Source organism: Pseudomonas sp. 10S4, from assembly GCF_034344865.1.
GTDB lineage: Bacteria > Pseudomonadota > Gammaproteobacteria > Pseudomonadales > Pseudomonadaceae > Aquipseudomonas.
In genome coordinates, this window is the sequence record NZ_CP133774.1 from 2,046,150 (window position 1) to 2,071,075 (window position 24,926).

General features: G+C 59.9%; 17 protein-coding genes and 5 pseudogenes. 9 read left to right on the forward strand and 13 right to left on the reverse strand.

What is annotated here, in order from left to right; genetic code table 11:
- Positions 1–211 precede the first annotated feature (211 nt).
- The 4 genes from RHM58_RS09505 to RHM58_RS09520 are packed head-to-tail and all read left to right on the forward strand — an operon-like array spanning position 212 to position 3,177.
- Positions 212–877, forward strand: a complete 666-nt coding sequence (locus tag RHM58_RS09505; protein ID WP_201192451.1) for an amino acid ABC transporter permease — start codon at positions 212–214, stop codon at positions 875–877.
- Entirely contained in the window at positions 858–1,517 is a 660-nt protein-coding gene (locus tag RHM58_RS09510) for an amino acid ABC transporter permease (RefSeq protein ID WP_201199639.1), read from the forward strand. Before RHM58_RS09505 ends, RHM58_RS09510 begins: the two co-directional genes overlap by 20 nt.
- Positions 1,514–2,296, forward strand: a complete 783-nt coding sequence (locus RHM58_RS09515) for an amino acid ABC transporter ATP-binding protein (protein WP_322270187.1) — start codon at positions 1,514–1,516, stop codon at positions 2,294–2,296. The genes RHM58_RS09510 and RHM58_RS09515 overlap by 4 nt, the downstream gene beginning before the upstream one ends.
- Positions 2,293–3,177, forward strand: a complete 885-nt coding sequence (locus RHM58_RS09520; protein WP_201199649.1) for a transporter substrate-binding domain-containing protein — start codon at positions 2,293–2,295, stop codon at positions 3,175–3,177. The genes RHM58_RS09515 and RHM58_RS09520 overlap by 4 nt, the downstream gene beginning before the upstream one ends.
- A 134-nt stretch (positions 3,178–3,311) precedes the next feature.
- Here RHM58_RS09520 and RHM58_RS09525 read toward each other — a convergent pair.
- Positions 3,312–4,471 (reverse strand): annotated as a pseudogene (locus RHM58_RS09525) (AAA family ATPase).
- A 326-nt stretch (positions 4,472–4,797) separates the two neighbouring features.
- Here RHM58_RS09525 and RHM58_RS09530 point away from each other — a divergent pair.
- From RHM58_RS09530 to RHM58_RS09545, 4 genes and pseudogenes are all read left to right on the forward strand, one after another.
- A complete protein-coding gene (locus tag RHM58_RS09530) occupies positions 4,798–5,901 on the forward strand; it encodes an efflux RND transporter periplasmic adaptor subunit (RefSeq protein WP_322270188.1) in 1,104 nt (367 codons plus the stop codon).
- Positions 5,898–6,964: pseudogene (locus tag RHM58_RS09535) on the forward strand (efflux RND transporter periplasmic adaptor subunit). Before RHM58_RS09530 ends, RHM58_RS09535 begins: the two are co-directional and overlap by 4 nt.
- Positions 6,961–10,013: pseudogene (locus RHM58_RS09540) on the forward strand (efflux RND transporter permease subunit). The pseudogenes RHM58_RS09535 and RHM58_RS09540 overlap by 4 nt, the downstream one beginning before the upstream one ends.
- Before the next feature lie 231 nt (positions 10,014–10,244).
- Positions 10,245–12,490: pseudogene (locus RHM58_RS09545) on the forward strand (glycoside hydrolase).
- A gap of 102 nt (positions 12,491–12,592) precedes the next feature.
- Here RHM58_RS09545 and RHM58_RS09550 read toward each other — a convergent pair.
- The 9 genes and pseudogenes from RHM58_RS09550 to RHM58_RS09590 all read right to left on the reverse strand — a co-directional run bounded on the left by RHM58_RS09550 (position 12,593) and on the right by RHM58_RS09590 (position 22,027).
- On the reverse strand, positions 12,593–13,222 hold the full coding sequence (locus RHM58_RS09550; RefSeq protein ID WP_322270189.1) for a class I SAM-dependent methyltransferase: 630 nt from the start codon (positions 13,220–13,222) through the stop codon (positions 12,593–12,595).
- A gap of 156 nt (positions 13,223–13,378) precedes the next feature.
- Positions 13,379–13,735: a DUF6124 family protein gene (locus RHM58_RS09555; RefSeq protein WP_322270190.1), complete on the reverse strand. Its 357-nt coding sequence runs from the start codon at positions 13,733–13,735 to the stop codon at positions 13,379–13,381.
- A gap of 553 nt (positions 13,736–14,288) precedes the next feature.
- Entirely contained in the window at positions 14,289–14,933 is a 645-nt protein-coding gene (locus RHM58_RS09560; RefSeq protein WP_322270191.1) for a methionine ABC transporter permease, read from the reverse strand.
- Positions 14,923–16,045, reverse strand: a pseudogene (locus RHM58_RS09565) (methionine ABC transporter ATP-binding protein). The gene RHM58_RS09560 and the pseudogene RHM58_RS09565 overlap by 11 nt, the downstream one beginning before the upstream one ends.
- 2 nt (positions 16,046–16,047) lie before the next feature.
- Entirely contained in the window at positions 16,048–16,857 is an 810-nt protein-coding gene (locus RHM58_RS09570) for a MetQ/NlpA family ABC transporter substrate-binding protein (RefSeq protein WP_201199675.1), read from the reverse strand.
- Positions 16,858–17,049: 192 nt separating this feature from the next.
- A complete protein-coding gene (locus tag RHM58_RS09575) occupies positions 17,050–18,408 on the reverse strand; it encodes an LLM class flavin-dependent oxidoreductase (RefSeq protein ID WP_322270192.1) in 1,359 nt (452 codons plus the stop codon).
- Entirely contained in the window at positions 18,408–19,601 is a 1,194-nt protein-coding gene (locus RHM58_RS09580; RefSeq protein WP_322270193.1) for an SfnB family sulfur acquisition oxidoreductase, read from the reverse strand. Before RHM58_RS09580 ends, RHM58_RS09575 begins: the two co-directional genes overlap by 1 nt.
- A 20-nt stretch (positions 19,602–19,621) precedes the next feature.
- Positions 19,622–20,812 (reverse strand): SfnB family sulfur acquisition oxidoreductase, encoded by a 1,191-nt coding sequence (locus RHM58_RS09585; protein ID WP_416195324.1) that lies wholly within the window; start codon positions 20,810–20,812, stop codon positions 19,622–19,624.
- A 453-nt stretch (positions 20,813–21,265) separates the two neighbouring features.
- The gene (locus tag RHM58_RS09590; RefSeq protein WP_322270194.1) at positions 21,266–22,027 is read right to left on the reverse strand and encodes a hypothetical protein; all 762 of its coding nucleotides are present in this window, start codon (positions 22,025–22,027) and stop codon (positions 21,266–21,268) included.
- A gap of 231 nt (positions 22,028–22,258) precedes the next feature.
- Between RHM58_RS09590 and RHM58_RS09595 the strand changes: the two genes are divergently transcribed.
- On the forward strand, positions 22,259–22,444 hold the full coding sequence (locus tag RHM58_RS09595; RefSeq protein ID WP_322270196.1) for a hypothetical protein: 186 nt from the start codon (positions 22,259–22,261) through the stop codon (positions 22,442–22,444).
- A gap of 77 nt (positions 22,445–22,521) precedes the next feature.
- Here RHM58_RS09595 and tcyN read toward each other — a convergent pair whose 3' ends face one another.
- The 3 genes from tcyN to tcyJ are packed head-to-tail and all read right to left on the reverse strand — an operon-like array spanning position 22,522 to position 24,747.
- Positions 22,522–23,277 carry an L-cystine ABC transporter ATP-binding protein TcyN gene (gene tcyN / locus RHM58_RS09600; protein WP_201255355.1) on the reverse strand — a complete coding sequence of 252 codons (756 nt, stop codon included), beginning with the start codon at positions 23,275–23,277 and terminating at the stop codon, positions 22,522–22,524.
- Between the two features lie 4 nt (positions 23,278–23,281).
- Positions 23,282–23,947 carry a cystine ABC transporter permease gene (tcyL, locus tag RHM58_RS09605; protein ID WP_201199682.1) on the reverse strand — a complete coding sequence of 222 codons (666 nt, stop codon included), beginning with the start codon at positions 23,945–23,947 and terminating at the stop codon, positions 23,282–23,284.
- Positions 23,947–24,747: a cystine ABC transporter substrate-binding protein gene (gene tcyJ, locus RHM58_RS09610; RefSeq protein ID WP_322270198.1), complete on the reverse strand. Its 801-nt coding sequence runs from the start codon at positions 24,745–24,747 to the stop codon at positions 23,947–23,949. Before tcyJ ends, tcyL begins: the two co-directional genes overlap by 1 nt.
- Between the last annotated feature and the right edge of the window lie 179 nt (positions 24,748–24,926).

The window sequence follows — 24,926 nt, forward strand, 5'->3', positions numbered from 1 at the left end:
TGAAAAAAGATCCCTCCTACAGTGCAAAGGAAAATAGTCGTCTTCCTTTGTCGCCGCAAATCCACGAGATAGTTTTTTGCGTGATATCAATATGCTTTAACGGTATTTAAATTCTTCTTTTTATACCTTTAAAGTCGGTGCCTGCCGGGTGGTTATCCACCGCCCATGGACTGCACCACCGTCGCTTACCGAGCGGCGTCCAGGATGTTCAATGACCTTCGATTACGCTTTTATCCTCAGCACCCTGCCGGCGTTTCTCAAAGCCGTGGGCGTGACGCTGCAGGTTGGCTTCATTGCCATCGGCACCTCGCTGCTGGTGGCGCTGATCAACGCGACGATTCTGGTGTTGCGCACGCCTTACTTGCAGCGCCTGGTCGGGCTGTACGTGGAGCTGGCGCGCAACACGCCGCTGTTGATCCAACTGTTCTTCGTCTATTTCGCCTTGCCGGCCCTGGGCATCAGCGTTTCCGGGTTCGCGGCGGCGATTATCACCATGACCTTCCTCGGCGGCGCTTACCTCACCGAAGTGCTGCGCGCCGGGGTCGATGCCGTACCGCAAGCACAACTCGAATCCGGTCGCTCCATTGGCCTCTCTCACGGGCAATTGTTGCGGTACGTGATCCTGCCGCAAGCCGGGATTCTCAGCCTGCCGTCGCTGTTCGCCAATTTCATTTTCCTGCTCAAGGAAACCACCGTGGTCTCGGCGGTGGCGGTGCCGGAGATTCTCTACACCACCAAAAGCTACATCGCGCTCTACTACAAAACCTACGAAATGCTCGCCGTGCTGACGCTGATTTGCGTGCTGTTGTTTTTGCCGCTGTCGCTGCTGCTCAGCCGTCTGGAAAGGAGGCTTCAGCATGGCCAGTTCGGGTCTTGAGTTGCTCTGGGTGTCGTTGCCGCAACTGGGCAAGGGCGCTGCGCAAACGTTATCGATCTCTTTTCTGAGCATCGCTATCAGCACCGTCGGCGGCGTGCTCTACGGCGTGTTGCGCACACTGAATTCAAAATGGCTGAACGCGATCCTGCGGATCTATCTGGAGCTGTTCCGGGCGATCCCGGTGTTGGTCTGGCTCTACCTGCTGTTTTTCGGCCTGCCGATTTTCTTTGGCCTGAGCATTCCAAGCTTCTGGTGCGCGGTGCTGGTGCTGTCGCTGTGGGGCGCCAGCGAGGTGGGCGAAGTGGTCCGTGGCGCATTGCTTTCGTTGCCTCGCGGGCAACGTGAGGCGGGGTTGTCGATTGGTCTGAACGGCCCGCAACTGTTTGGCTACGTACTGTTGCCCCAGGCGCTGAAACGCATGACGCCGCCGACCATCAACGTCTACACGCGAATCATCAAGACCAGTTCCCTGTCGGTGCTGATCGGTGTGGTGGATGTGATCAAGGTCGGCCAACAGATCATCGAGCGTACTTACGAATCGGTGCTGATCTACGGCGCACTGTTTCTGTTTTTCTTTTTCATCTGCTACCCGCTGTCGGCCGCTTCGCGCGTGCTGGAGCGGCGCTGGACGCAAGCATGAGCGCATTGATCGAGTTCAAGGGTTTCAACAAGTTTTTCGGCGAGCAGCAGGTGCTCAACGAGATCGACCTGCAAGTAAAGTCAGGCGAAGTGATCGTCATCCTCGGCCCCAGCGGCTGTGGCAAAAGTACCTTGCTGCGCTGCCTCAACGGATTGGAAGTCGCCCACAGCGGCAGCTTGAAATTCAACGGCCGCGAGCTGCTGGACAAGGGCACCGATTGGCGTGATGTGCGGCAGCAGATAGGCATGGTGTTCCAGAGTTATCACCTGTTCCCGCACATGAACGTGCTCGATAACTTGTTGCTCGGCCCGCTCAAAGTACAAAAGCGCGAACGCCGTGAGGCTCGTGCCCAGGCAGAAGCGTTGCTCGAGCGCGTGGGCCTGCTGGACAAGCGCGACGCCTTCCCGCGTCAGCTCTCCGGTGGCCAGCAGCAACGCATCGCCATCGTCCGCTCGCTGTGCATGAACCCCAACGTCATGCTGTTCGATGAAGTCACCGCCGCCCTTGATCCGGAAATGGTCAAGGAAGTACTGGAAGTGATTCAGGGCCTGGCCCGCGAAGGCATGACGCTGTTGATCGTCACCCACGAAATGGCCTTCGCCCGGGCGGTGGCCGACCGCATCGTGTTCATGGACGCCGGGCGCATCCTCGAACAAAACCCTCCCGAGCTTTTCTTTACGAACTCGCAAACCGCACGAGCGCAGCAGTTCCTGGAGAAGTTCTCCTACGTCGAAGCCCTGCCCAAAAAGACTCAAACAAAGGAACTGGAACTGCTATGAAAACTGCCAAGTCTTCACTCTTGCTACTGCCGCTGTTCGGCCTCGCGCTGCTGGCCGGCTGCAACAAAACCGATGAACCCGCCAAGCCAGCGGCCACCAGTGCCAGCGCGGCCCCGGCGGCCAGCTACCTGGAAAAAATCAAGGCACGGGACAAGTTGATCGTCGGCGTGTTTACCGACAAACCGCCGTTCGGTTTCGTCGATGAGGCCGGGCGCTACGTTGGTTTTGATACCGACATTGGCCGTCAATTCGCCAAGGATTTGCTCGGCGATGAAAACAAAGTCGAGTTCGTCGCGGTGGAACCGGCCAGCCGGATTCCATTCCTGCAAAGCGACAAGGTCGACCTGATCCTGGCCAACATGACCGTCACCCCGGAGCGCAAGGAAGCGGTGGAATTCACCAACCCGAACCTCAAGGTTGCGGTGCAGGCGCTCGTGCCGCAGGGCAGCTCGGTGAAAAATCTTGATGACCTGGCGAGCCGCACCACCATCGTCACCACTGGCACCACGGCCGATATCTGGCTGACCAAAAACCATCCGGACTGGAAACTGCTGAAGTTCGAGAAAAACTCCGAGTCCCTGCAAGCCCTGGCCAATGGTCGTGGTGATGCCTATGCCCAGGACAATCTGGTGCTGTTCAGTTGGGCCAAGCAAAACCCTGGCTACCGTGTGCTGGAGCAGACCTTGGGCGCAGAGGCACCGATTGCGCCGGCGGTGAAGAAGGGCAACATCGAACTGCGGGACTGGGTGAATACCGAGTTGGCGAAGTTGGGTGAAGAGAAATATCTGCTCAAGCTGTACGACCAGTACGTGCGTAAAGAACTGAGCGATGACACCAAGCCTGAGAGCGTGATTGTTGAGGGTGGGAAGTGGCAGGGGTGATGACCTGACCGATGCGGTGATCTTTCGATCGCCTTCGCGAGCAAGCCCGCTCCCACATTGGACCGCGTCCGCCTGGGCAACTCGGTCAACTGTGGGAGCGGGCTTGCTCGCGAAAGCGGTTTATCAGGCGCCGCTCAATCCGGCCAATACCACGCCGGTTCATCCAGCACCCGTTGCCCGACAATCCCGGTCTGGCCCAGGGTCTTCTCCAGGACAATGCAATTGCACTCCCGGTCTTCCTGCAACGCCGAGATCAACCGCCGGGCGTGGGACACCACCCACACCTGACACTGCTCGGACGCACGGATAATCAACCGCGCCAACGCCGGCAGCAGGTCCGGATGCAGGCTGGTTTCCGGCTCGTTCAGCACCATCAGTGTCGGCGGCCGAGGCGTCAACAGTGCCGCGACCAACAGCAAATAACGCAACGTCCCGTCCGATAACTCCGCCGCCGACAACGGCCGCAGCAACCCTTCCTGATAAAACTCAATCGCAAACCGTCCGCCCTGCAACGGCGCGATGTTCAATCGCGCGCCGGGAAATGCATCGCTGATGGCGGCCTGCAAGGCGTCCGGGTCACCGATTTCGCGAATGGTCTGCAACGCGGCAGCCAGGTCGCGGCCGTCGTGATGCAACACCGGCGTGCGAGTGCCCAGTTGCGGCTGGCGCACCGGGGCATCGGCATCGCTGCGAAAGTGATCGTAGAAGCGCCAGCGGCGGATGAACTCACGTAGCTGCATGACTTCCGGTGAGGTGCGAAAGCTGCCGACCTGATCGAACAAGCTGTCGAAATTCGGCGTGTGCTGGGCCAGCACGTCCCAGTTGCGCCCTTCACGGGCGCGAATCATCGGGCCTTCGCGGTCCACCAGCAGACTGGCGGGGCGGTAGAACGGTCCGGACCAGATGCATTCCTTTTGATTTCCGGGTCCATGGAAAAGTACGACAGTGTTTTTTCAGGCAGGCCTAAGGCGATGGCGTAGCTGAAGTCCTCAGCGGCAAACCCCAGTCGCAGGCGTTTGACGCCATGACGCACGCTGGCCTCAATCGGAACTTCACCACTGCGCATGCGCCGGGTGATGGTTTCCGGGCCGGCCCAGAACGTCGAATCCAGCCCACCCTCACGGGCCAGCGCATTGACCACGCCGCCCTGAGCGGTTTCCGCCAGCAGGCGCAGCGCGCGGTAGAGGTTGGACTTGCCGCTGCCGTTGGGGCCGGTGATCAGGTTCAACCGACCCAGCGGGATCACCAATTTATTGATCGAGCGGTAATTGGCCACCGCGAGGGTTTTGAGCATGGGGAGCTTCCTGCTGCATAGGTGGCCAGTTTGCCTTATTGTCGGCCACACCGTGATCCCCTGTGGGAGCGAGCCTTTGTGGCGAGGGGTTTGCCCCCGTTCGACTGCGCAGCAGTCGCAATACCTGCAGACGCGGTGTATCTGAGAAAACAGCGGGGCCGCTTCGCAGCCCAACGGGGGCAAGCCCCTCGCCACAGGTTATTCACAGGGCTATAGGAATGTTGTTGGCCCCAGGGTTTGCAGCAAACCCGTGCGCGGGTGGAACCCTGTTCTAAGCTCACAGTCGTATCGTCACTTGCACGTTCGTACAACGAAAAGGAGTCTGCATGGCGGGTACCGGGTTGAAAATAATAGTGGGCCTGGGCGTCTTCGCTCTGCTGTCCGCCTGCGGCGATAAAAAACCGGTCGAGAAAGACCTGCCGCGTGTCTTCGTGCAAGCCGTCAAACCCGCGGATTACGCCGCTTCGGTGACCCTCACCGGCGACGTCCAGGCCCGCGTGCAGACCGAGTTGTCGTTCCGCGTGGGGGGCAAGATCATCCAGCGCATGGTCGATGTCGGTGACCGGGTGTCGGCCAAACAAGTGCTCGCCAAACTCGACCCGAAAGACCTGCAGACCAACGTCGATTCAGCCCAGGCCCAAGTCGTCGCCGAACAGGCGCGCGTCAAACAGACCGCCGCCGCGTTTGTCCGCCAGCAAAAACTCCTGCCCAAGGGCTACACCAGCCAAAGCGAATACGATGCCGCCCAAGCGGCGTTGCGCAGCAGCCAGAGCGCCCTGACCGCCGCCCAGGCGCAACTGGCCAATGCCCGCGAACAACTGAGCTACACCTCGCTGATCTCTGATGCGCCAGGCATCATCACCGCGCGCCAGGCCGAAGTCGGCCAGGTGGTGCAAGCCACGGTGCCGATTTACAGCCTGGCCCGGGACGGTGAGCGCGACGCGGTGTTCAACGTCTACGAATCGCTGCTGGCCGAGCCGCCCTCGGATAAATCGGTGGTGGTCAGCCTGCTCGACAACCCCGCGATCAAAACCACCGGCACCGTTCGGGAAATCACCCCGGCGGTGTCCGCGCAGACCGGCACCGTGCAGGTCAAAGTCACCCTCAATGGATTGCCCGAAGGCATGCAACTCGGTTCGGTGGTCAGCGCCACCGCCAAGACACCGGGCAAATCCGCCGTGGAATTGTCTTGGTCAGCCCTGACCAAAAACCTCAGTGACCCGGCCGTGTGGCTAGTGGACGCTGACGGCAAAGCCCAATTGCACACTGTCACCGTTGGCCGCTACCTGACCGGCAAAGTGATCATCAGCGGCGGTCTGGAGGGTGGCGAAAAAGTCATCATCGCCGGCGGCCAGTTGTTGCACCCGGGAATGAAAGTCGAGATCGCCGAAAACACCTATAAGGATTTGGCACCAGGAGCCCAGCCATGAAGCGCCTGATGCTGTTGTCCGCTGGCCTGCTGTTGGTCGCCTGCTCAAAAAAGAACCGCCGCCCGAACCGGTGCGTCCGGTGTTGTCCATCGAAGTCAAAGCGTTGAATCAGGAAGAGCTCGGACGCTTCGCCGGCAGCATCCAGGCCCGTTACGAAAGCAATGTCGGCTTTCGCGTGCCGGGTCGCATCGCCAGCCGTAATGTCGATGTCGGCGCTGAAGTCGAGAAGGGCGCCTTGCTTGCCACCCTCGACCCTACCGATCAGCAGAACCAATTGCGCTCGGCCGAAGGCGATCTGGCACGCATCCAGGCGCAATTCATCAATGCCCAGGCCAGCGCCCGACGCCAGCAAGAACTGTTCAATCGCGGAGTCGGCGCCCAGGCGCAACTGGACATCGCCCAGACCGACCTGAAAACCACTCAGGCGTCCCTCGATCAGGCCAAGGCCTCGGTCAGCCAGGCCAAGGACCAGCTCAACTACGTCGAACTGCGCACCGATCACAAAGCCATCGTCACTGCGTGGAATGCCGAAGCCGGGCAAGTGGTCACCGCCGGCCAGCAAGTGGTGACCCTGGCGCAACCGGATATCAAGGAAGCGGTGATCGACCTGCCCGACACCTTGGTCGATCAGTTGCCAACGGACGTGGTGTTCCAGGTCGCAGCGCAACTGGACCCGAGCATCACCAGCACCGCGACCCTCCGCGAAATCGAACCCCAGGCCCAAAGTGCTACCCGTACACGTCGCGCCCGGCTGACCCTGGCTGATACGCCGCCGGGTTTTCGCCTCGGCACAGCGATCAGCGTGACCCTCAGCTCGGCGATCAAACCGCGCATCGAATTACCGCTCAGCGCCCTGCAAGAGGTCGATGGCAAAACCCGCATCTGGATCATTGATCCGCAGAACCAGACCGTTGCCCCAAGGGACGTCAGCCTGATCAGCCGCACCGATTCAACGGTGGTGCTGGCCGACGGCGTGAAGTCCGGTGAGCGTGTGGTCAGTGCCGGTGTGAACAGCCTGAAACCCGGGCAAAAAGTCAAAGTCGACGAGGGCAGCCCACAATGAAAGGGAGTTTCAACTTATCCGATTGGGCCCTCAAGCATCAGTCGTTTGTCTGGTATTTGATGTTCGTTGCGCTGCTGATGGGCGTGTTCTCGTACATGAACCTCGGCCGCGAGGAAGACCCCTCGTTCACCATCAAAACCATGGTCATACAGACCCGCTGGCCGGGCGCGACCCAGGAAGAAACCCTTAAGCAGGTCACTGACCGCATCGAGAAAAACTCGAAGAACTCGACTCCCTCGACTACGTGAAAAGCTACACCCGACCCGGCGAATCGACGGTGTTCGTGTACCTGCGCGACACCACCAGTGCCAAGGACATTCCGGAAATCTGGTACCAGGTGCGCAAGAAGATCAACGATATTCGCGGCGACTTCCCCAAAGGCCTGCAAGGGCCGGGGTTCAACGACGAATTCGGCGATGTGTTCGGTTCGATCTACGCCTTCACCGCCGACGGCTTGTCGATGCGCCAGTTGCGCGATTACGTGGAACAGGTGCGAGCGGCGATCCGCGATGTACCGGGGCTCGGCAAGGTCGAGATGGTCGGTGAGCAGGATGAAGTCCTCTACCTGAATTTCTCCACCCGCAAACTCGCCGCGCTGGGCATCGATCAGCGCCAAGTGGTGCAGAGCCTGCAATCGCAGAACGCCGTGACCCCGGCCGGGGTGATCGAGGCCGGACCGGAGCGGATTTCCGTGCGCACCTCCGGGCAGTTTGCGTCCGAGAAAGACCTGGCCAACGTCAACCTGCGGCTCAACGACCGTTTCTATCGCCTGGCCGATATTGCTGACATCAGCCGTGGCTACGTCGACCCGGCGACGCCAGAATTTCGCTTCAACGGTCACCCGGCCATCGGCCTGGCGATTGCGATGAAGAAGGGCGGCAACATCCAGGAATTCGGCAAGGCGTTGCATCAGCGCATGACCGACCTGACCGCCGACCTGCCGGTGGGCGTGGGTGTACACAACGTGTCCGACCAGGCCGACGTGGTGGAAAAAGCCGTCGGCGGCTTCACCAGCGCGTTGTTCGAAGCGGTGGTGATCGTGCTGATTGTCAGCTTCATCAGCCTCGGCGTGCGCGCCGGGCTGGTGGTGGCGTGCTCGATTCCGCTGGTGTTGGCGATGGTCTTCGTCTTCATGGAATACAGCGGCATCACCATGCAGCGGATTTCCCTCGGTGCGTTGATCATCGCCCTCGGTCTGTTGGTGGACGACGCGATGATCACGGTCGAGATGATGGTCACACGCCTGGAAATGGGCGAGACCAAGGAGCAGGCGGCGACGTTCGCCTACACCTCGACCGCGTTCCCGATGCTCACCGGTACGCTGGTGACCGTGGCCGGTTTTGTGCCGATTGGCTTGAACGCCAGTTCGGCCGGCGAGTACACCTTCACACTGTTCGCGGTGATCGCCGTGGCGATGCTGGTGTCATGGGTGGTCGCGGTGCTGTTTGCCCCGGTAATTGCCGTGCACATCCTCAGCACCAATGTGAAACCGCATTCCGCCGAGCCGGGTCGCATCGGCCGGGCGTTCAATGGCGGCATGTTCTGGGCCATGCGCAATCGCTGGTGGGCGATTGGTATCACCGTTGCGTTGTTCGTGGCGTCGGTATTTTCCATGCAATTTGTGCAGAACCAGTTCTTCCCGTCGTCCGACCGCCCGGAAATCCTCGTCGACCTCAACCTGCCGCAAAACGCCTCGATAGGCGAGACGCGCAAGGCTGTGGACAAGCTCGAAGCCACGCTCAAGGACGACCCGGACATTGTGCGTTGGAGCACCTACATCGGTGAAGGCGCGATCCGTTTCTACCTGCCCCTCGACCAGCAATTGCAGAACCCGTACTACGCGCAACTGGTGATCGTCAGCAAAGGCCTGGAATCGCGCACCGCGCTCAGCCAGCGCTTGCGTGAGCGGCTGCGCAAAGACTTTGTCGGCATCGGCAGCTACGTCCAGGCGCTGGAAATGGGCCCGCCGGTGGGGCGGCCGATTCAGTACCGGGTCAGCGGCAAGGACATCGATCAGGTGCGCAAGCACGCGATCGAACTGGCCACCGAGCTCGATAAAAACTCGCACATCGGCGAAATCATTTACGACTGGAACGAACCGGGCAAAGTCCTGCGCATCGACATCGCCCAGGACAAGGCGCGGCAACTGGGGCTGTCGTCGGAGGACGTGGCCAACCTGATGAACGGCATCGTCGTCGGCTCGCCGATCACCCAAGTGGACGATGATATCTACCTGATCAACGTCGTCGGTCGCGCCGAAGACGCCGAGCGCGGTACGCCGGAAACCTTGCAAAACCTGCAAATCGTCACGCCGGGCGGCACCTCGATTCCGCTGCTGGCCTTCGCCACGGTTCGTTATGAACTGGAGCAGCCGCTGGTCTGGCGTCGCGACCGCAAACCGACCATCACCATCAAGGCTGCGGTGCGCGATGAGATCCAGCCGACCGACCTGGTGAAACAGTTGCAACCGACCATCGATAAATTCGCCGCCGGTTTGCCGGTGGGTTACAAGGTCGCCACTGGCGGTACGGTCGAGGAAAGCGGCAAGGCCCAAGGGCCGATTGCCAAGGTCGTGCCGTTGATGCTGTTTTTGATGGCGACCTTCCTGATGATCCAACTGCACAGCGTGCAGAAACTGTTCCTGGTGGCCAGCGTCGCGCCACTCGGCTTGATCGGCGTGGTGCTGGCGCTGATCCCGACGGGCACGCCGATGGGCTTCGTGGCGATCCTCGGGATCCTGGCGCTGATCGGCATCATCATTCGTAACTCGGTGATTCTGGTGACGCAGATCGATGCGCTGGAGAAGGAAGGCCTTGAGCCGTGGGATGCGGTGGCAAAAGCAACGGAACATCGTCGCCGGCCGATTCTGCTGACGGCGGCGGCGGCGAGTTTGGGGATGATCCCGATTGCGCGGGAAGTGTTCTGGGGGCCGATGGCTTACGCGATGATTGGCGGGATTATCATCGCGACATTGCTGACGCTGCTGTTTTTGCCGGCGCTGTATGTGGCCTGGTACAAAATCCGCGAGCCGAAGAAAGACGCACGGTAAGGCACAAACCCTGTGGGAGCGGGCTTGCTCGCGAAAGCGGTGTGTCATTCAGCATCTAAATTGGCTGACACACGCCTTCGCGAGCAAGCCCGCTCCCACAGGGGAATGCGGTCAACTGTAGGAGCGAGGCTTGCCCGCGAAGGCGATCTACAATTTCCCAACACTTTACTGACCGACATTTGCGTCCCGGTTGCTTACCCTCCCTGCTCTTGACGCAGAAGGGACAACCCCATGCCGCCTCTCCATCGCAATCTGTTGCTGATCTGCACCTTGCTGTTCTCGCCTTGGGCCTTGGCCAATATCGTTTTGGAAAACCCGCTGTGGCGTGTCGAACTCGATCCTGCGACCCTGGCGATTCGTGTCACGCCCGCACAGGTGCAATCGGTAGAGGCCTCGGCCGGTGCCGCCTCGCACAATGTCAGCCAACTCAAGCAGACTGCCAACCGAGCGGACTGGCAATGGGATGACGGCGCCTGGACACTCAGCGCCAGTCTCGATCAGCGTGACCTCTCCCTGTCCATCAGCGCTCGCGATCCGGGTGAGCTGGGCTTCCTCAAACAACCGGGCAGCGCCATGGGCAAAGGCCTGATCTGGCCGCTCGCCGAGGGGCATTACGTGTCGGCCGGCGATCCGTTGTGGCAATCCTTTTTGCTCGATCAGGGCGAGTTCAATACCACCCAGGACTTGAGCCTGCCGTTGTGGGGCGTCGATCACGGTCGCTTCACGTTGAACTGGCTGATGACCAATCCTTACAACAATCGCCTGACGTTCAGCGCCGAGGGCAAGACCCTGGCGCTGGCCGCCCGTCACGAGTTCACCTCGCTTGAACCAGGCACACCGCTGACATTTACACTGGCGTTGGGTGATGCCGACCCGTTGGCCGGTGCCAAACGCTATCGTCAATGGTTGATCGACAACGGGCAATACGAATCCTTGAGCGACAAACTGCTGAAAACTCCCGAGGCAAAAAAACTGCTGGGAGCCAGTCATGTTTATCTGTGGGGCAATGATCTATTGGGCCTCGACGATGTGCGCAGTTGGCCGGCGCTGCTGAAACTGTTGCGTGGGCAAGGCGTTCTGGCCAGCGAGTTGCGCGGCGGTTTCGACGCCGAAACGCGGGGGATCCTGAGCCGTGCCCAGCCACCCCTCGACCGTTACCAGCAAATTACCTTGCTGCGCAGCCTCAATGGCGCGTTGAACAAAAAGGCGCGAAGCGGCTGGCAGGCAGTCGCTGAGCCGGACATGCAAAAACTCGCTGATGGGTATGGCCGGCTGCGCACGGAAGTGGCTAAAGCCTTTGCCGAAGCGCTGACCCCAGCCCCCGAACGCTGGGGTAGCACGTTGTCGCCGAGAACGTTTGAGCAGTTGCAAGCCGCCGGGTTATCGCGCTTGTGGCTGGGTCTCGGTGAGGGCTGGGAGGGCGGTCTTTGGCATCCCGAAACGGTACGCCAAGGCGTGGCCGCCGGTTATCTGGTGGCGCCGTACGACTCTTATGAAACGGCGTTGACCACCACTGAAAACCCGGACTGGACCACTGCGCACCTCGGCTCACGGGCCAATCTTGAGTGTGCGATTGTCTTGAACGGCGGCGCCTTCAAAAGCGGTTTCCAGCAATCCGGGCATTACACCGATCCGCGTTGCGTGCGGCCGTTGCTCGAGGCTCGCATCAAAGCCGTGCAGGCCAAGATCGGGTTCAATAGCTGGTTTCTCGATGCCTACGCCACCGGCATGCTGTTCGACAGCTATCGCCCCGGCGCCAGCATGACCCAGGCGCAAAACGCCGAGGGCAATATCGACGCCTCGCGCTGGGTGAACGAGACGCTGCAACTGCCGGCCGGCTCCGAGGATGGCAACGCCACCACGGCCCGGGGCGTGCTGTTTGCTCATGGCATGCAGACCCCGGTGATCGGCTGGGGCGATCCGGACATGAGCAAGAACCCCAAGTCGCCGTATTACCTGGGGCGCTGGTTTCCCAACGAACAGCCGCAGGTCTTTTTCAAAACGGTGCCGCTCAAGGAACCCTATCGCACGGTGCACTTTGCCCCGCAAACCAGGTTGCCGCTGTATCAGGCGGTGTTCCACGGTTCGGTGATCACTACCCATCACTGGTTGTTCGACAGCCTGAAACTGAGCAATGTGCGGGCCGAGAATGAACTGACGCAGTTGCTCTATAACGTGCCACCGCTTTATCACCTGAGCGCTGATACGTTGAAGCAGCGACTGCCGGTGATTGCCCGACAGGATGGTTTTTTCGGCCACTGCATGAGCGACTGGCAACTGAGGCGATGACGGATTTTCGCTGGTTGACGGAGGATCGCCTGGTGCAGCAGACGACGTTTGCCGATGGCACACGGTTGGTGGCGAATTTTGATGTGCGCGAACGTGAAGTTGAAGGCAAACGGTTGGCCGGGCAGAGCATCACGGCGTTTGGCGTGGACGGGGCGGTGATGAACTATCAGGTTTCTTCGGCGCCCTGAAGACCTTCGCGAGCAAGCCCGCTCCCACAGTTGACCGAATTGTCCTGCCGGACGCGGTCCCCCTGTAGGAGCGAGGCTTGCCCGCGAAGGCGTCGGTCCTGACTACACCGGCTTACGCCAAACACTCGCCAACCAAGGCTGCTGCTCGCGCGGCAACCCCGCCGGCCGGTAGTAATGCTCCAGCTCCACAAACCCGGCCTCGGTCAGCAACGCCTGCCACGCCTGTAAGTCGTGATACGCCCCATACCGCGGCCCATTCCAGCCTTCCTGATTCTCCCCACGCGGGTTGGAACTGAACAACACCCCACCCGGCTTCAACGCCCCATGCAGTTGCTTCAACACCCGAGGCAATTCCTGACGCGGGATATGAAACAGCACCGCATTGGCAAAAATCCCGTCGAAGCGTTCCGCCGGTAGATCAAGTTTCAAGAAATCCTGCTGCCAGACCTCGCAACCGCTGTCCTCACGCGCCATCTGCGCAAACTTCTCCGAACCGTCGAGGCCGACAGCGGTGTGGCCCATGCGCGTGAGGGTCTGCAAATCCCGCCCCGGTCCACAGCCGAAATCGAGAATGCTGAACGGCGCCTCACCCTGGATGTGCCGCAGCAACGCGTCGATGTTCTGGCTCACATCATGATCGCGTGTCCCCTCGCGAAAACCTTCGGCCACCGAGTTGTAATGGCCCAGGGTGGTGGCGGTGATCTGCTGGAGGTCGTCGGGGGTCTGTTTCATGGTGGGCTGCGCAGGCAATGGGGATTTGCCGAATATACGCCATCAAACCTGGGGCTGCTTCGCAGCCATCGCGAGCAAGCTCGCTCTCACAGGGGAATGCGGTCAACTGTGGAAGCGAGCTTGCTCGCGATGGCGGTTTCACTGACGACTGATGAATCAGCCCTGCTTCATCCCCAGACAATCAATCGAGCGATCAACCATCGCTTTGGCAATCTCCAGCAAATGCCAAACCGAAAACACCATGGCGCGTTCCGCCCCTTTGAGCTGGTCACCGCACTGATACGCCGTGACTGAGGCGCAACGCAGCAGATCAGCCAAATAGAGTTGGGCGTCTTCGAAGCTCACATCTTCACTGACGTTGTAGAACCGCAATTCATCGGGGGCCGAAGGCTGTTCGCCAGTGAGGTAGAAATCGATTGCACGATAGAGCGCGGATCGGTCTCTTGGCGGATCGTCGGTGGGATTGCCTTTGGTGGATGGTTCGGGAGGTGGATCGGGGACAGATTTTCTCATTGGTAAAACTCCTAGAGCTAATTGGAGCCAACCGATATCGCGACTAAACGAACAGGGGTGGCGGCTGCACGCAGGTTAGTCGACCGGTCTCTAGGCAACCCGGCGCACCCGAGGGTGCCCTGCGCACAGCCACCATAACTTTCAGGCAATGAAAACACCTGGAAAGAGGTGGCGCTGTGCGCCTAGAAAGATCCGGGCGACTAAACCCGATCACTGATATGCAGTGACGGACCGAAGACTAGCCATCAGATTTGGCAGGCGCAAGCGAGCGGAATGATCTAGGAAACGCCCTGCAAATGAAAGGGATTGGCCCTGCTGGCACCCTGATTTTCTTGTGCGAAAACTTACCTTCGCAGGTCAGTGATTACCTGTGGCGAATGAGCTTTTGTGGTGAGGGGGCTTGTCGGATCGCCGCACCGTCCCGTTCGGCTGACGCAGCAGCCGCAAAACCTGCCAGTCGGGTTTGCCTGACACGCTTCATTGAATGGTCTGGGGTTGCTTCGCAGCCCAACGGGGGCAAGCCCCCTCGCCACAATGAGTGTTCGCAACTTTCCTAGCGCTTGTTGAGACCCCGAGCCAACCGATCCCCGCCCAACTGAATAATCGCCACTAACACCACCAGCAGCACAATCACCGTCAACATGATCTGGCTATCAAAGCGTTGATACCCGTACCGATACGCAATGTCTCCCAGCCCACCGGCCCCAATCGCCCCGGCCATGGCCGACGAGTTGATCATCGTCACCAGCGTAATGGTGAAGCCGCCAACAATCCCCGGCAGCGCCTCAGGCAACAGCACATGCCAGACGATATGCCAGCGCCGGCAACCCATCGCTTGCGCGGCTTCGATCAACCCGTGATCGACCTCGCGCAAACTGACTTCGGCAATCCGCGCAAAGAACGGTGTGGCGGCAATGGTCAGCGGAACGACGGCCGCCCAAACACCATAGGTGGTGCCGACGATCAGCCGGGTAAACGGAATCAGCGCCACCATCAAAATCAGAAAAGGAATCGAGCGAAACAGATTCACGAACGCGCCCAATACGCGGTTCAGCAGGGGCGCTTCGTAGATGCCACCCTTGTCGCTGGTGACCAGAATCACCGCCATCGGAATCCCTGCCAGCAGCGCGATAAGCGACGACACGCCAACCATCAGGAAGGTGTCGATAAAACCCTGAAGCAAGCGATCAAACCACATAACCCAGCACCTCCACCTGTTGCGCCCAGTTGCCGGCACGTTGACGCAATTCCTCGGCGCCCAGGGACGAGCCTGTCACCGCCAACAGCAATTGCCCCAGCGCATGACCCTGAATCCGCTCGACGCCACCCTGAAGCAGGCGCACGCGGCCTCCGAGCGCGGCGAACAGCGCCGCCAGATCCGGTTCATCCGTCGCGCTGCCGGTGAATCGCAAACGCAGCACTACGGCCTCATCCGAGGATTGTGGTTGCGCGCGCAAACGGCTTTGCAGTTCTTCCGGCAAGGCGTGTTGCAGCGGTGCGAGCAAGGTCTTGCTGACCTCATGCTGCGGGTTGCCGAAGACTTCCCACACCGGCCCTTGCTCGACGACACCTCCGTGTTCGAGCACCACGACCCGGTCGCAGATATCGCGAATCACCGCCATCTCGTGGGTGATCAGCACAATGGTCAAACCCAGGCGCTGATTGATGCTCGCGCAACAGGCCGAGGATCGATTGAGTAGTCTCTGGATCAAGCGCCGAAGTCGCCTCGTCGCACAGCAAAATCTCTGGGTCATGCACCAACGCGCGGGCAATGCCAACGCGTTGTTTCTGCCCGCCGGAAAGCTGCGCCGGGTAAGCCTTGTGCTTCTCTTGAAGGCCCACCAGTTCCAACAGTTCGCGGACCTTCTTTTCGCGCTTGTCCTTCGGCACCCCCGCTACTTTCAACGGCAACTCAACGTTCTGCCAAACGGTCTTGGCCGACATCAAATTGAAGTGCTGAAAGATCATCCCGATCCGCCGACGCAACGCCACCAAACGGTCTTCATCGAACTCGCCAATGTCCACCTGATCGATCAGCACTCGGCCCGTGCTCGGTTGTTCCAGGCGATTGATCGTGCGGATCAGCGACGACTTGCCGGCACCGCTACGACCAATGATGCCGAACACTTCGCCGCGCTGAATCGCCAGGTCGATGCCATGCAACGCCGCCACCGGCCCTTGCTTGCCGTTATAGGTTTTGCCCAGCCCGATGAAGCGCACATGGGCGCGGTTGAGCTCCGGGTGCAGTTCAGTTTGATCAGCATTGTGGGGCTCTGGAATATCCAGTCGCCGTTGGATAGCGGCCGTCATTTTCAGCTTTCCCAACCGGCTTGATAGAGCTTGCCGTGAGCCTTATCCAACGCTGCCCGAACGGCTGGCGAATGCTGGTAGATGTCGACGAATTTGATCAGGCGCGGGTCGGTTTTGCTTTTTGGCTGGATCACGAACTGAATCACGTATTCCTTGTGATCGAGGCCATCGAACAGCAGCGCCGAGCCGGCATCGAAGGTCTTCGACAGGCGGATGTAGGCCGGGTAGCCCTGGACCAGGTCGGCGTCGTCGTAGGCGCGGACCAGTTGCACGGCTTCGACCTGGAGGATTTTGATTTTCTTCGGGTTGGCGATGATGTCTTCTTCGGTGGCCTTGTACCCGACACCCGGTTTGAGGGTGATCAGCCCGGCTTTGGCCAGCAGTTGCAGCCCGCGACCGCTGTTGATCGGGTCGTTGGCGATGGCGACGGTGGCGCCTTGCGGGAGTTCGTCGAAGCTTCTGTATTTCTTCGAGTAGAGGCCGACGTTATTGATGATCCCCGGCGCAAACGGCACCAGGTCAAAACCGGCGGCAGCCTTGGCGTTTTCCAGGAACGGAATGTGCTGGAAGTAGTTCACGTCGATGTCGCCGGCGGCGAGGCTGACGTTCGGCGCGATCCAGTCGCTGAACTCTACGAGCTCGACTTTCAGGCCTTGTTTGGAGGCTTCTTCGACGGCGGCTTCCAGCGGGATGGCGAAGGCGGCGGTGGTGCCGACTTTCAGCGGCGCTTCGGCGGCGAAGGTGACGGAGCTGAAGAGGCCGAGGGCCAGGGCCAGTGCTTTGACTGGGTGGGTCAGGAGTTTCTTGGTCATCATGGCTTTCCAGTCAATTATTTAATGTGTGCACGCATTTGTGGCGAGGGAGCTTGCTCCCGCTGGGCTGCGAAGCAGCCCCCAAACCATTCAATAATGGTGTGTCAGGTAAAACCGGTGCGCAGGTTTTGCGACTGCTTCGCAGCCGAACGGGACGGTGCGGCGATCCGACAAGCCCCCTCGCCACAGAGATCAGCGGCGGAACGCTGCGCCTGTGTGTTGCTCCGGCAAATGCGCCTCACCGTGAAACAGCTTCTCGCGCAGGCTGCCGCTGTCGTAAGCCGTCTTGTACGACCCTCGCCGCTGCAACTCCGGAATCACCAAATCGATGAAATCCACATAGCTTTCCGGCGTGACAATCCGCGTCAGGTTGAAACCATCCAGCCCGGTTTCGGCGATCCACGATTCCAGCTCATCGGCCACTTGCTCAGGCGAGCCGACCACGGTGATGTAGCGGCCACCGAGGGCGTGCTGCTCAAGCAATTTGCGTCGGGTCCAGTCGTTGTTTTGCAGGTTTTTGGTGGCTGACTGGATCGCGTTGCTCTTCACGTACTGGATCGGTTCGTCGATCTCGTACTGGGAAAAATCGATCGCAGTAGACGCCGAGAAATGCGCCACACCGGCCTCGGCACTGGCGTAGCTGAGGTACTCGGCGTGCTTGGTCCAGGCCAGTTCCTCGGTGGCGCCGACGATGACGTTCAAGCCCATGAATACCTTGATGTCCTCAGGGTTGCGCCCGGCCTCGACGGCGCTGGCGCGGACCTTGTCCACTTGCACCTTGGTCGACGGTTTGTTCTGGCCGCTGATAAACACGCACTCGGCGTGGCGCCCGGCGAACAGCAAACCGCGATCCGAGCTGCCAGCCTGGAACAGCACCGGTGTGCGCTGCGGCGACGGTTCGCAGAGGTGATAACCCTCGACTTGATAGAACTCACCCTTGTGTTCGACCTTGTGCACTTTTTCCGGTTGGGCGTAGATCCGCTGCTTGGGATCGTTGAGCACCGCGCCGTTTTCCCAACTGCCTTCCCAGAGCTTGTAGAGCACTTGCAGGTACTCGTCGGCCTGGTCGTAGCGGCGGTCATGTTCGACTTGTTCGCTCAGACCCATGGCCTTGGCGGCGCTGTCGAGGTAGCCGGTGACGATGTTCCAGCCCACGCGACCACGACTCAAATGGTCGAGGGTCGACATGCGTCGGGCGAATAGATACGGCGGCTCGTAAGTCAGGTTGGCGGTGAGGCCGAAGCCGAGGTTTTTGGTGACGGCGGCCATAGCCGAGACCAGCAGCAAAGGATCGTTGACCGGCAACTGGATCGACTCTTTGAGCGGCACGTCCACCGAGTTCTGGTAGACGTCGTACACGCCGACGATGTCGGCGATGAACAAACCGTCGAACAGACCACGTTCCAGCAGCTGAGCCAGTTCGGTCCAGTATTCGATGGTTTTGTATTCGGTGGAGTTGTCCCGTGGATGCGTCCACAAGCCATGGTTGATGTGCCCGATGCAGTTCATGTTGAACGCGTTGAGCAGGATCTTTTTCTTGGCGTCGGCCATCAGATCGTCCCCCGCAGCGGCGGGTTTTCATCGTTGAGGTAGTAATTGCCGACGGCGTGATACTTCCAGCGCACCGGGTCGTGCAGGGTGTGCACCCGAGCGTTGCGCCAGTGGCGATCCAGACCGTGTTCGATCAGGGTCGCCTGGCTGCCGGCCAGTTCGAACAGCGTGCTGCCGGCGGCGAGGGAAATTTCGGTGCTGATGGCCCGGGCTTCAGCGACAGCAATCGATGCCGCTGCGACCGTCTCGGCGTTCATCTCTGCCTGGGCCTTGTCGAGGAATTCGCCGGAGCGTTCCAGCAGCGCTTCGGTGGCGTGCAGACGAATCGCCAAGTGGCCGAAGCTCTTGATGGTCAACGGGTCATCGATGGCTTTTTCATGGGTGGCGTCAATCCACGGCCGGGTTTTGGTGCGCACGAAGTGCAAGGCATCTTCGTAAGCGGCGCGGGCGATGCCGGTGTCGATGGCGGCGTGAAGAATCTGCGCCAACGGGCCAACGGTGGTCGGGCGTTCGAAGGCACTTTGAAACGGCATCACGTCTTCGGCGGCGACGTAGACGTCTTCGAACACCACCGAACCGCTGCCAGTGGTGCGCTGGCCGAAACCGCTCCAGTCATCGATGACGGTCAGGCCTTTGCTGTTGTGCGGCACGAACGCCAGTTGCTGCACGCCGTTTTCATCCACCACCGAGGTCGGGATGCGCTGGGAGTAAATCGCGCCAGTGGCGTAGAACTTGCGGCCGTTGATGCGATAGCCGTCACCGTCGCGCTTCAGGCTGGTGACGCGGTCGTGGGCGGTTTTGGTGCCGAGTTCGGCGAGGGCATTGCCGAAGCGCTGGCCGGCCAATACTTCGGCGTACAGGCGTTTTTTCTGCGCCTCGCTGCCGTTCACGCGAAGCACTTCGAGGGCGTAGAAATGGTTCTGCGGGATCTGGCCAAGGGAGCCGTCGGCCTGGGCAATCAAGGCGATCACTTTGGCCAGGGTGACGTTGGAAACCTCGGCGCCGCCGTACTCCTTGGGCACGCTGATGCCCCAAAGGCCCGAACGGGAAAACACTTCCAGTTCCGGGTGCGGTAAACGACGTTCGCGGTCGCGCAGGGCGCTGTCGCGTTTGAAATCTTCGGCCAGGTCACTGGCGACGATCAGGGCTTGCTCATCGCTGGTTATGACCGCGACGTGGTGAGAAAGAGTCATGTGTTTCTCCAGAGGTCTGGTCAAATCCAGGAGTGGCGAGCGGGTAGCGTGCCGTTGAGGTGGTAGGTGCCAACGGCGTAATACTTCCAGCGAACGGGGTCGTGCAGCGTGTGCACGCGGGCGTTGCGCCAGTGACGGTCGAGGTTGAATTCGGCAAGGGTGGCGCGGCTGCCGGCCAGTTCGAAAAGCTTTTCGCTGGCCAGCAGCGAGATCTCGGTGGTCAGCACTTTGGCTTCGGCTACGGCAATCGAGGCGCGGGCAGCGGACTCGGCGGTGAGCGGCGCGGCGTTGACCTGATCGAGCACCTGCCCGGCCTTGCGCAGCAGCGCTTCAGCGGCGTGCAATTCGATTTTCAGTTTGCCGATGTCGGCGATCACGTACAGGTCGTCGCTGGCCCGTTCGACCTTGGCGTCGATCCATGGCCGAGCGCGGGTTTTCACGAATTCGATGGCGTCGTCGATGGCGCCGCGAGCGATGCCGGCGTCGATGGCCGCTTGAATCAGTTGCGATACGGCGCCCTGGATATTCGGGCTGTCGTTGATCTTCCAGTTATCCACCACCAGCTCGGCGTCGACCCGCACGTTGTTGAGCAAAATGGTGCCGCTGGCGGTGGTGCGCTGACCGAAGCCCGACCAGTCATCGACGATGCGCAAACCCGGTGTGCCACGGCGGACGAAGGCCAGCACTTGCTTGCCGTCATCGTTCAACGCCTTGACCGCTACCCAGTGAGCGAACAGCGCACCGGTGGAATAGAACTTCTGGCCGCTGACGACAAAACCGTCGCCGTCAGCAGTGATCCGTGCCTTGAGTTCGAGGGTGTTTTTGGTCCCGCGTTCTGGCCCGGCATTGCCGATGCGCCAGCCTTCGAGCACGCTTTTGAACAGCTGTTTTTTCTGCGATTCCGTGGCGCTGCCGAGTACCAGGTTCAGGATGCCGAACTGGTTCTGCGGGATCTGCCCGAGTGCCGGGTCGGCCGCGGAAATGATCGCGAACACCTCGGCAATAGTGACGAACGAAACCTGCGGGCCACCGTATTCGCGCGGGATGGCAATGCTGCCCAGACCGCTGCGGGTGAATTGTTCGATTTCCGACCACGGTAGCTTGCGCTGCTGGTCACGTTTGGCGGCTTGCAAACGGGCGACTTGCGCCAGTTCGTGGGCAGCCTTGATGGCTTGTGCGTCGTTGCGCAAAACCTGCGCGGGCAACAACAGGGGGCGATATCCAGATCACTCTGGACGATTGCATCTGCCAGATTGGACATCAGCGCCACTCCTTGGCTGCACGCAATGCCCTGGCGTTCTGCACTGGGGTGATTGTGTTCCGGACCATACCTACCTCACATCTCATGGAAACGCCGCAATCAATGCGGCGAACGAATAACAAGAATGTCCGGTGGTCCGGTGCATATACCCTAAGCGTGTATAAATAATTAATAAACTAACTTTTAGGAATATGCATAGAAGGGTGTCTGTCCGTAGAGCAACAGTTGTTTGTGTAGCAACAGCGGTGGCCTGAGTTCGGCTGCGCAGCGGTCGTGAAACCTGAATACGCGCCCCTGTGGGAGCGGGCTTGCTCGCGAAGGCGTTGTGTCAGGCAGCATTGATGTTGGCTGATACGGCCTCTTCGCGAGCAAGCCCGCTCCCACAGGGGCGGCGGTATTTTTACTATTTGCGGGTTTCTGCAGCCTTGAGCTGTTCTTTCAACGGCACTTTCAGGTAGGGATTGGCACAGCCGATCTTCAACATCCGCGGTGGCGCCCAGCGGGAGTTATTGCCCACGCGGTCGAGGATGCAGTAGGTCACTTCCAGGCGAAGATCTTCGCCCGCTTCGAGGATGATCGACGGCGGCACCCAGACCTGGATCGGCTCGCCGATGTCGCCAGCCTTGAGCTTGGGCAGGTCCATGCGCACGTCGCCCCAGCGCAGGGTGATTTCGTCGTCGATGGCCATGTTCAGGTAGGGCTCGATAGTCAGCGGCACGCCGCGTTTGATCTGGTTCGGGTTGACCCCCTGGCGGCGAATGGTTTCGGGAATGTTCACTGGCGCCAGGCCCTGGTTTTCATCGCCGGACGCGGCAGGCGACAGGCCGCCCGGGCAGTCGAGCTTGATCTGCACTCGTGTCGCCAGCGATAGCGCCGGGTCTTGCCCAACTTGCATGACACGGTAGTGGATGTGCGAGGTGCCGTTAGCGACGAAGCTCTCTGGCACTCTCAGTCGCACGGGTTGACCGACATCGTCGACAATCAGTGCTTTCGACGCTACGTAGCAGTTGTCCCAGTACAGTTCGATCAGGTCGCCTTCATCCATTCCGGGGTAGGGCGCGACGCCGATCAGCAAGTGAGCAGCCGAGGTAATGTTGATGCCGCTCTTGTGAGATTGCGCCAGGGTCGGGGCCGCAAGTTCGGGTTTGTTCGAGGTGCTTGTCATGGGGTTCTCTCCTTGAAGCCTTGCAGCGAAGTCCGTTTCTGGAAGATCAAAGGCGCGAATTGCCGAGCAATATAACGGGCCACTATTTGCCTGTTTAAATAATGATTGAACGTGATGCCTGGCGCCTGTTAGGGCTTAGATAAGAGTGCGCCGGAACAACTGTCAATAGAGGCACTTAGTTAAGCGTTGTTTATTGTGTTATTCAGAAATGTCCTACGCGCCGGAGTTAATATGCCGCAGCGTCCTGTCGAATTTTTCCGCAAATTTAGTGGGTTTCACGGGCGCGAGGCGGCGCTGCTTGGCGCAGCGTCAGCGAAGATTTTTATGAAGATCAGGCGAAATGAGTCTGTTGCAGAACATAAATATGTAACGCACGCAGAGGCGAGGGTCGATCTATTATTTGTGGGAACTGAATAAACAAAGGCGAGGGATTTAATATGACGAAATAAATGTCACTTCCGTCCATGGAAGTTAACAAGTAGTGAAGTGATATTTCAGTTGTGCGTGTTATTCAGAAACTTGCTGAGAAACTGCTTCGTCCGCTCTTCTTTCGGGTTGGCAAACAGCGCCTTGGCTTCGCCTTGCTCGACGATCACACCCTTGTCGAAAAACACCACGCGGTTCGCCACGTCACGGGCAAAGCCCATTTCGTGGGTGACGATGACCATGGTGCGATTCTCCTCGGCGAGGCTGCGGATGGTCGCCAGCACTTCGCCGACCAACTCTGGGTCGAGCGCTGAGGTGGGTTCATCGAACAGAATCACTTCCGGCTCCATCGCCAGCGCACGGGCAATCGCCACACGCTGTTGCTGACCACCGGACAGGCGTCGCGGGTAAGCGTCTTCCTTGCCTGCCAGACCGACCCTGGCCAAAAGCTTTTTGCCCAGGGCAACGGCTTCGGCGTGAGGGATTTTCTTCACCACGATCGGGCCTTCGATGACGTTCTCAAGGGCCGTGCGGTGAGGGAACAGGTTGAAGTTCTGGAACACGAAACCGACGTGCTGGCGCAGACGTCGCACCAGACCTTGCTGCTGGTTCAGCGGGCGGCTGCCATCGATCTCGATGTCGCCGACCTTGATCCGGCCGCTGGTGGGTTCTTCGAGGAAGTTCAGGCAGCGCAGGAACGTGGTTTTACCCGAGCCGCTGGGCCCGATGATTGCCACGACCTCGCCTTCCTTCACTTCCAGATCGATGCCGTTGAGCACCACTTGACCCTTGAACTGCTTTGTCAGTTTTTCCACGACAATCATTGGGTCAGGACTCCTGGTCGTGCCGATTGACCCGCTCTTCCAACTTGTTCTGCAGGTGCGACAACACCGTGGCCAGAATCCAGTAGATCAGCGCGGCGGCGAGATACATGGTGAAGACTTCGAAAGTCCGGGCGGTGATCAATTGCGCCTGACGGAACAGTTCCGGCACCTGGATGGTGGCGGCCAGCGCGGTGTCCTTGACCAGCGAAATGAAGCTGTTGCCCAGCGGCGGCAGGGCCGTGCGCATCGCTTGCGGAATGATGGCCCGGCGCAGGGTCTGCGCGCGGGTCATGCCGATGCTGGCGGCAGCTTCCCACTGGCCACGTTCGATGGAGCTGATCGCGGCACGGAGGATTTCGCAGGCGTAGGCGGCCATGTTCAGCGAGAAGCCGATCAGGGCGGCCGGCAGCGGATCAAGTTCGATGCCCAATTGCGGCAAGCCGTAATAGATCACGAACAGCTGCACCAGCAACGGCGTGCCGCGAAAGAACGACACGTAGATGCGGGCCAGCCAGCTTACCGATTTGAAACGCGACAGGCGCATCAACGCCAGGCCGAAGCCCATCACCAGGCCGAAGAACATCCCGCCCAGGCTCAAGATGACCGTGTAGTACGCGCCCTTCAGCAGGAAGGGCGCGGAGTCCAGTGCGAGTTGGAAAGCTTCTTCCATTATTTGGTGACGTCAGCTTGGAAGTATTTTTCCGAGATCTTGGCCAGTGTGCCGTCGGCACGCAGCTCGTCGAGGGCCTTGTTCACTGCAGCCAGCAGTTCTGGCTCACCTTTACGCAGGGCAATGCCGGACTCCTGGCGGGAGAATGCTTGGCCGGCAGCAACGGTTTTCGGTGCTTTCTTGGCGTATTCAAGCGCGGCCAGGCGGTCGATCAGGATGGCGTCGGTACGGCCATTGTTCAGATCTGCGAACTTGGTCGGATCATCGTCGTAGGTGCGCACGTCAGCACCCGGCACATTGGCCCGGACCCACTGTTCGTAGTTGGTGCCAAGGCCTACACCGACTTTCTTGCCGGACAGGTCAGCGGCGGTCTTGATGTTCAGCGCGGCTTCCTTGCTCTTCAGCACCAGTGCCTGAATCCCGGAGATGGTGTACGGCTCGGAGAAGTCATACTTCTTCTTGCGCTCGTCGGAGATGGTCACCTGGTTGATCACTACGTCCAGGCGCTTGGATTCCAGAGCGGCGAGGATGCCGTCCCACTTGGTTGGCTGAATCTTGGCTTTAACGCCCAACTTTTTGGCCAGGGCTTCGGAGAGCTCGACTTCGAAGCCGGCCAGTTTGCCGTCGGCGTCGACGAAACTGAACGGTGGATAAGTGCCTTCCAGGCCGACGTTGAGCACGCCTGCGTCCTTGATTTTTTGCAATTGCTCACCGGCAACCGCTTGCCCCAACAGGCCAGCGCTCAGTGCCAGGCCCAGCGAACCGACCAGCAGGTTGCGACGTAGTGCGGAAAAATTCATGACAAGCCCCTGTGTTTTCTTATGAAGACGCTTTTAGGAATGTTGGCAAAATCGGGATTTGGACGACTGCGATATCCTGCCCTAAAGCAGCTTATGCGTCTTGCGCCAAATTCGCCCGCGGCGCGACTATATGATGATGCCGTTAGATAGGAAAATACTAAATATTGAGTTTGTTATTC

What these genes read in the sequence shown, in the direction of transcription:
- RHM58_RS09505 (WP_201192451.1), top strand. Translation starts at nt 212, where the DNA reads ATGACCTTCGATTACGCTTTTATCCTCAGCACCCTGCCGGCGTTTCTC.
- RHM58_RS09510 (WP_201199639.1), top strand. Translation starts at nt 858, where the DNA reads ATGGCCAGTTCGGGTCTTGAGTTGCTCTGGGTGTCGTTGCCGCAACTG.
- RHM58_RS09515 (WP_322270187.1), top strand. Translation starts at nt 1,514, where the DNA reads ATGAGCGCATTGATCGAGTTCAAGGGTTTCAACAAGTTTTTCGGCGAG.
- RHM58_RS09520 (WP_201199649.1), top strand. Translation starts at nt 2,293, where the DNA reads ATGAAAACTGCCAAGTCTTCACTCTTGCTACTGCCGCTGTTCGGCCTC.
- RHM58_RS09530 (WP_322270188.1), top strand. Translation starts at nt 4,798, where the DNA reads ATGGCGGGTACCGGGTTGAAAATAATAGTGGGCCTGGGCGTCTTCGCT.
- RHM58_RS09550 (WP_322270189.1), bottom strand. Translation starts at nt 13,222, where the DNA reads ATGAAACAGACCCCCGACGACCTCCAGCAGATCACCGCCACCACCCTG.
- RHM58_RS09555 (WP_322270190.1), bottom strand. Translation starts at nt 13,735, where the DNA reads ATGAGAAAATCTGTCCCCGATCCACCTCCCGAACCATCCACCAAAGGC.
- RHM58_RS09560 (WP_322270191.1), bottom strand. Translation starts at nt 14,933, where the DNA reads ATGTGGTTTGATCGCTTGCTTCAGGGTTTTATCGACACCTTCCTGATG.
- RHM58_RS09570 (WP_201199675.1), bottom strand. Translation starts at nt 16,857, where the DNA reads ATGACCAAGAAACTCCTGACCCACCCAGTCAAAGCACTGGCCCTGGCC.
- RHM58_RS09575 (WP_322270192.1), bottom strand. Translation starts at nt 18,408, where the DNA reads ATGGCCGACGCCAAGAAAAAGATCCTGCTCAACGCGTTCAACATGAAC.
- RHM58_RS09580 (WP_322270193.1), bottom strand. Translation starts at nt 19,601, where the DNA reads ATGACTCTTTCTCACCACGTCGCGGTCATAACCAGCGATGAGCAAGCC.
- RHM58_RS09590 (WP_322270194.1), bottom strand. Translation starts at nt 22,027, where the DNA reads ATGACAAGCACCTCGAACAAACCCGAACTTGCGGCCCCGACCCTGGCG.
- RHM58_RS09595 (WP_322270196.1), top strand. Translation starts at nt 22,259, where the DNA reads ATGCCGCAGCGTCCTGTCGAATTTTTCCGCAAATTTAGTGGGTTTCAC.
- tcyN (WP_201255355.1), bottom strand. Translation starts at nt 23,277, where the DNA reads ATGATTGTCGTGGAAAAACTGACAAAGCAGTTCAAGGGTCAAGTGGTG.
- tcyL (WP_201199682.1), bottom strand. Translation starts at nt 23,947, where the DNA reads ATGGAAGAAGCTTTCCAACTCGCACTGGACTCCGCGCCCTTCCTGCTG.
- tcyJ (WP_322270198.1), bottom strand. Translation starts at nt 24,747, where the DNA reads ATGAATTTTTCCGCACTACGTCGCAACCTGCTGGTCGGTTCGCTGGGC.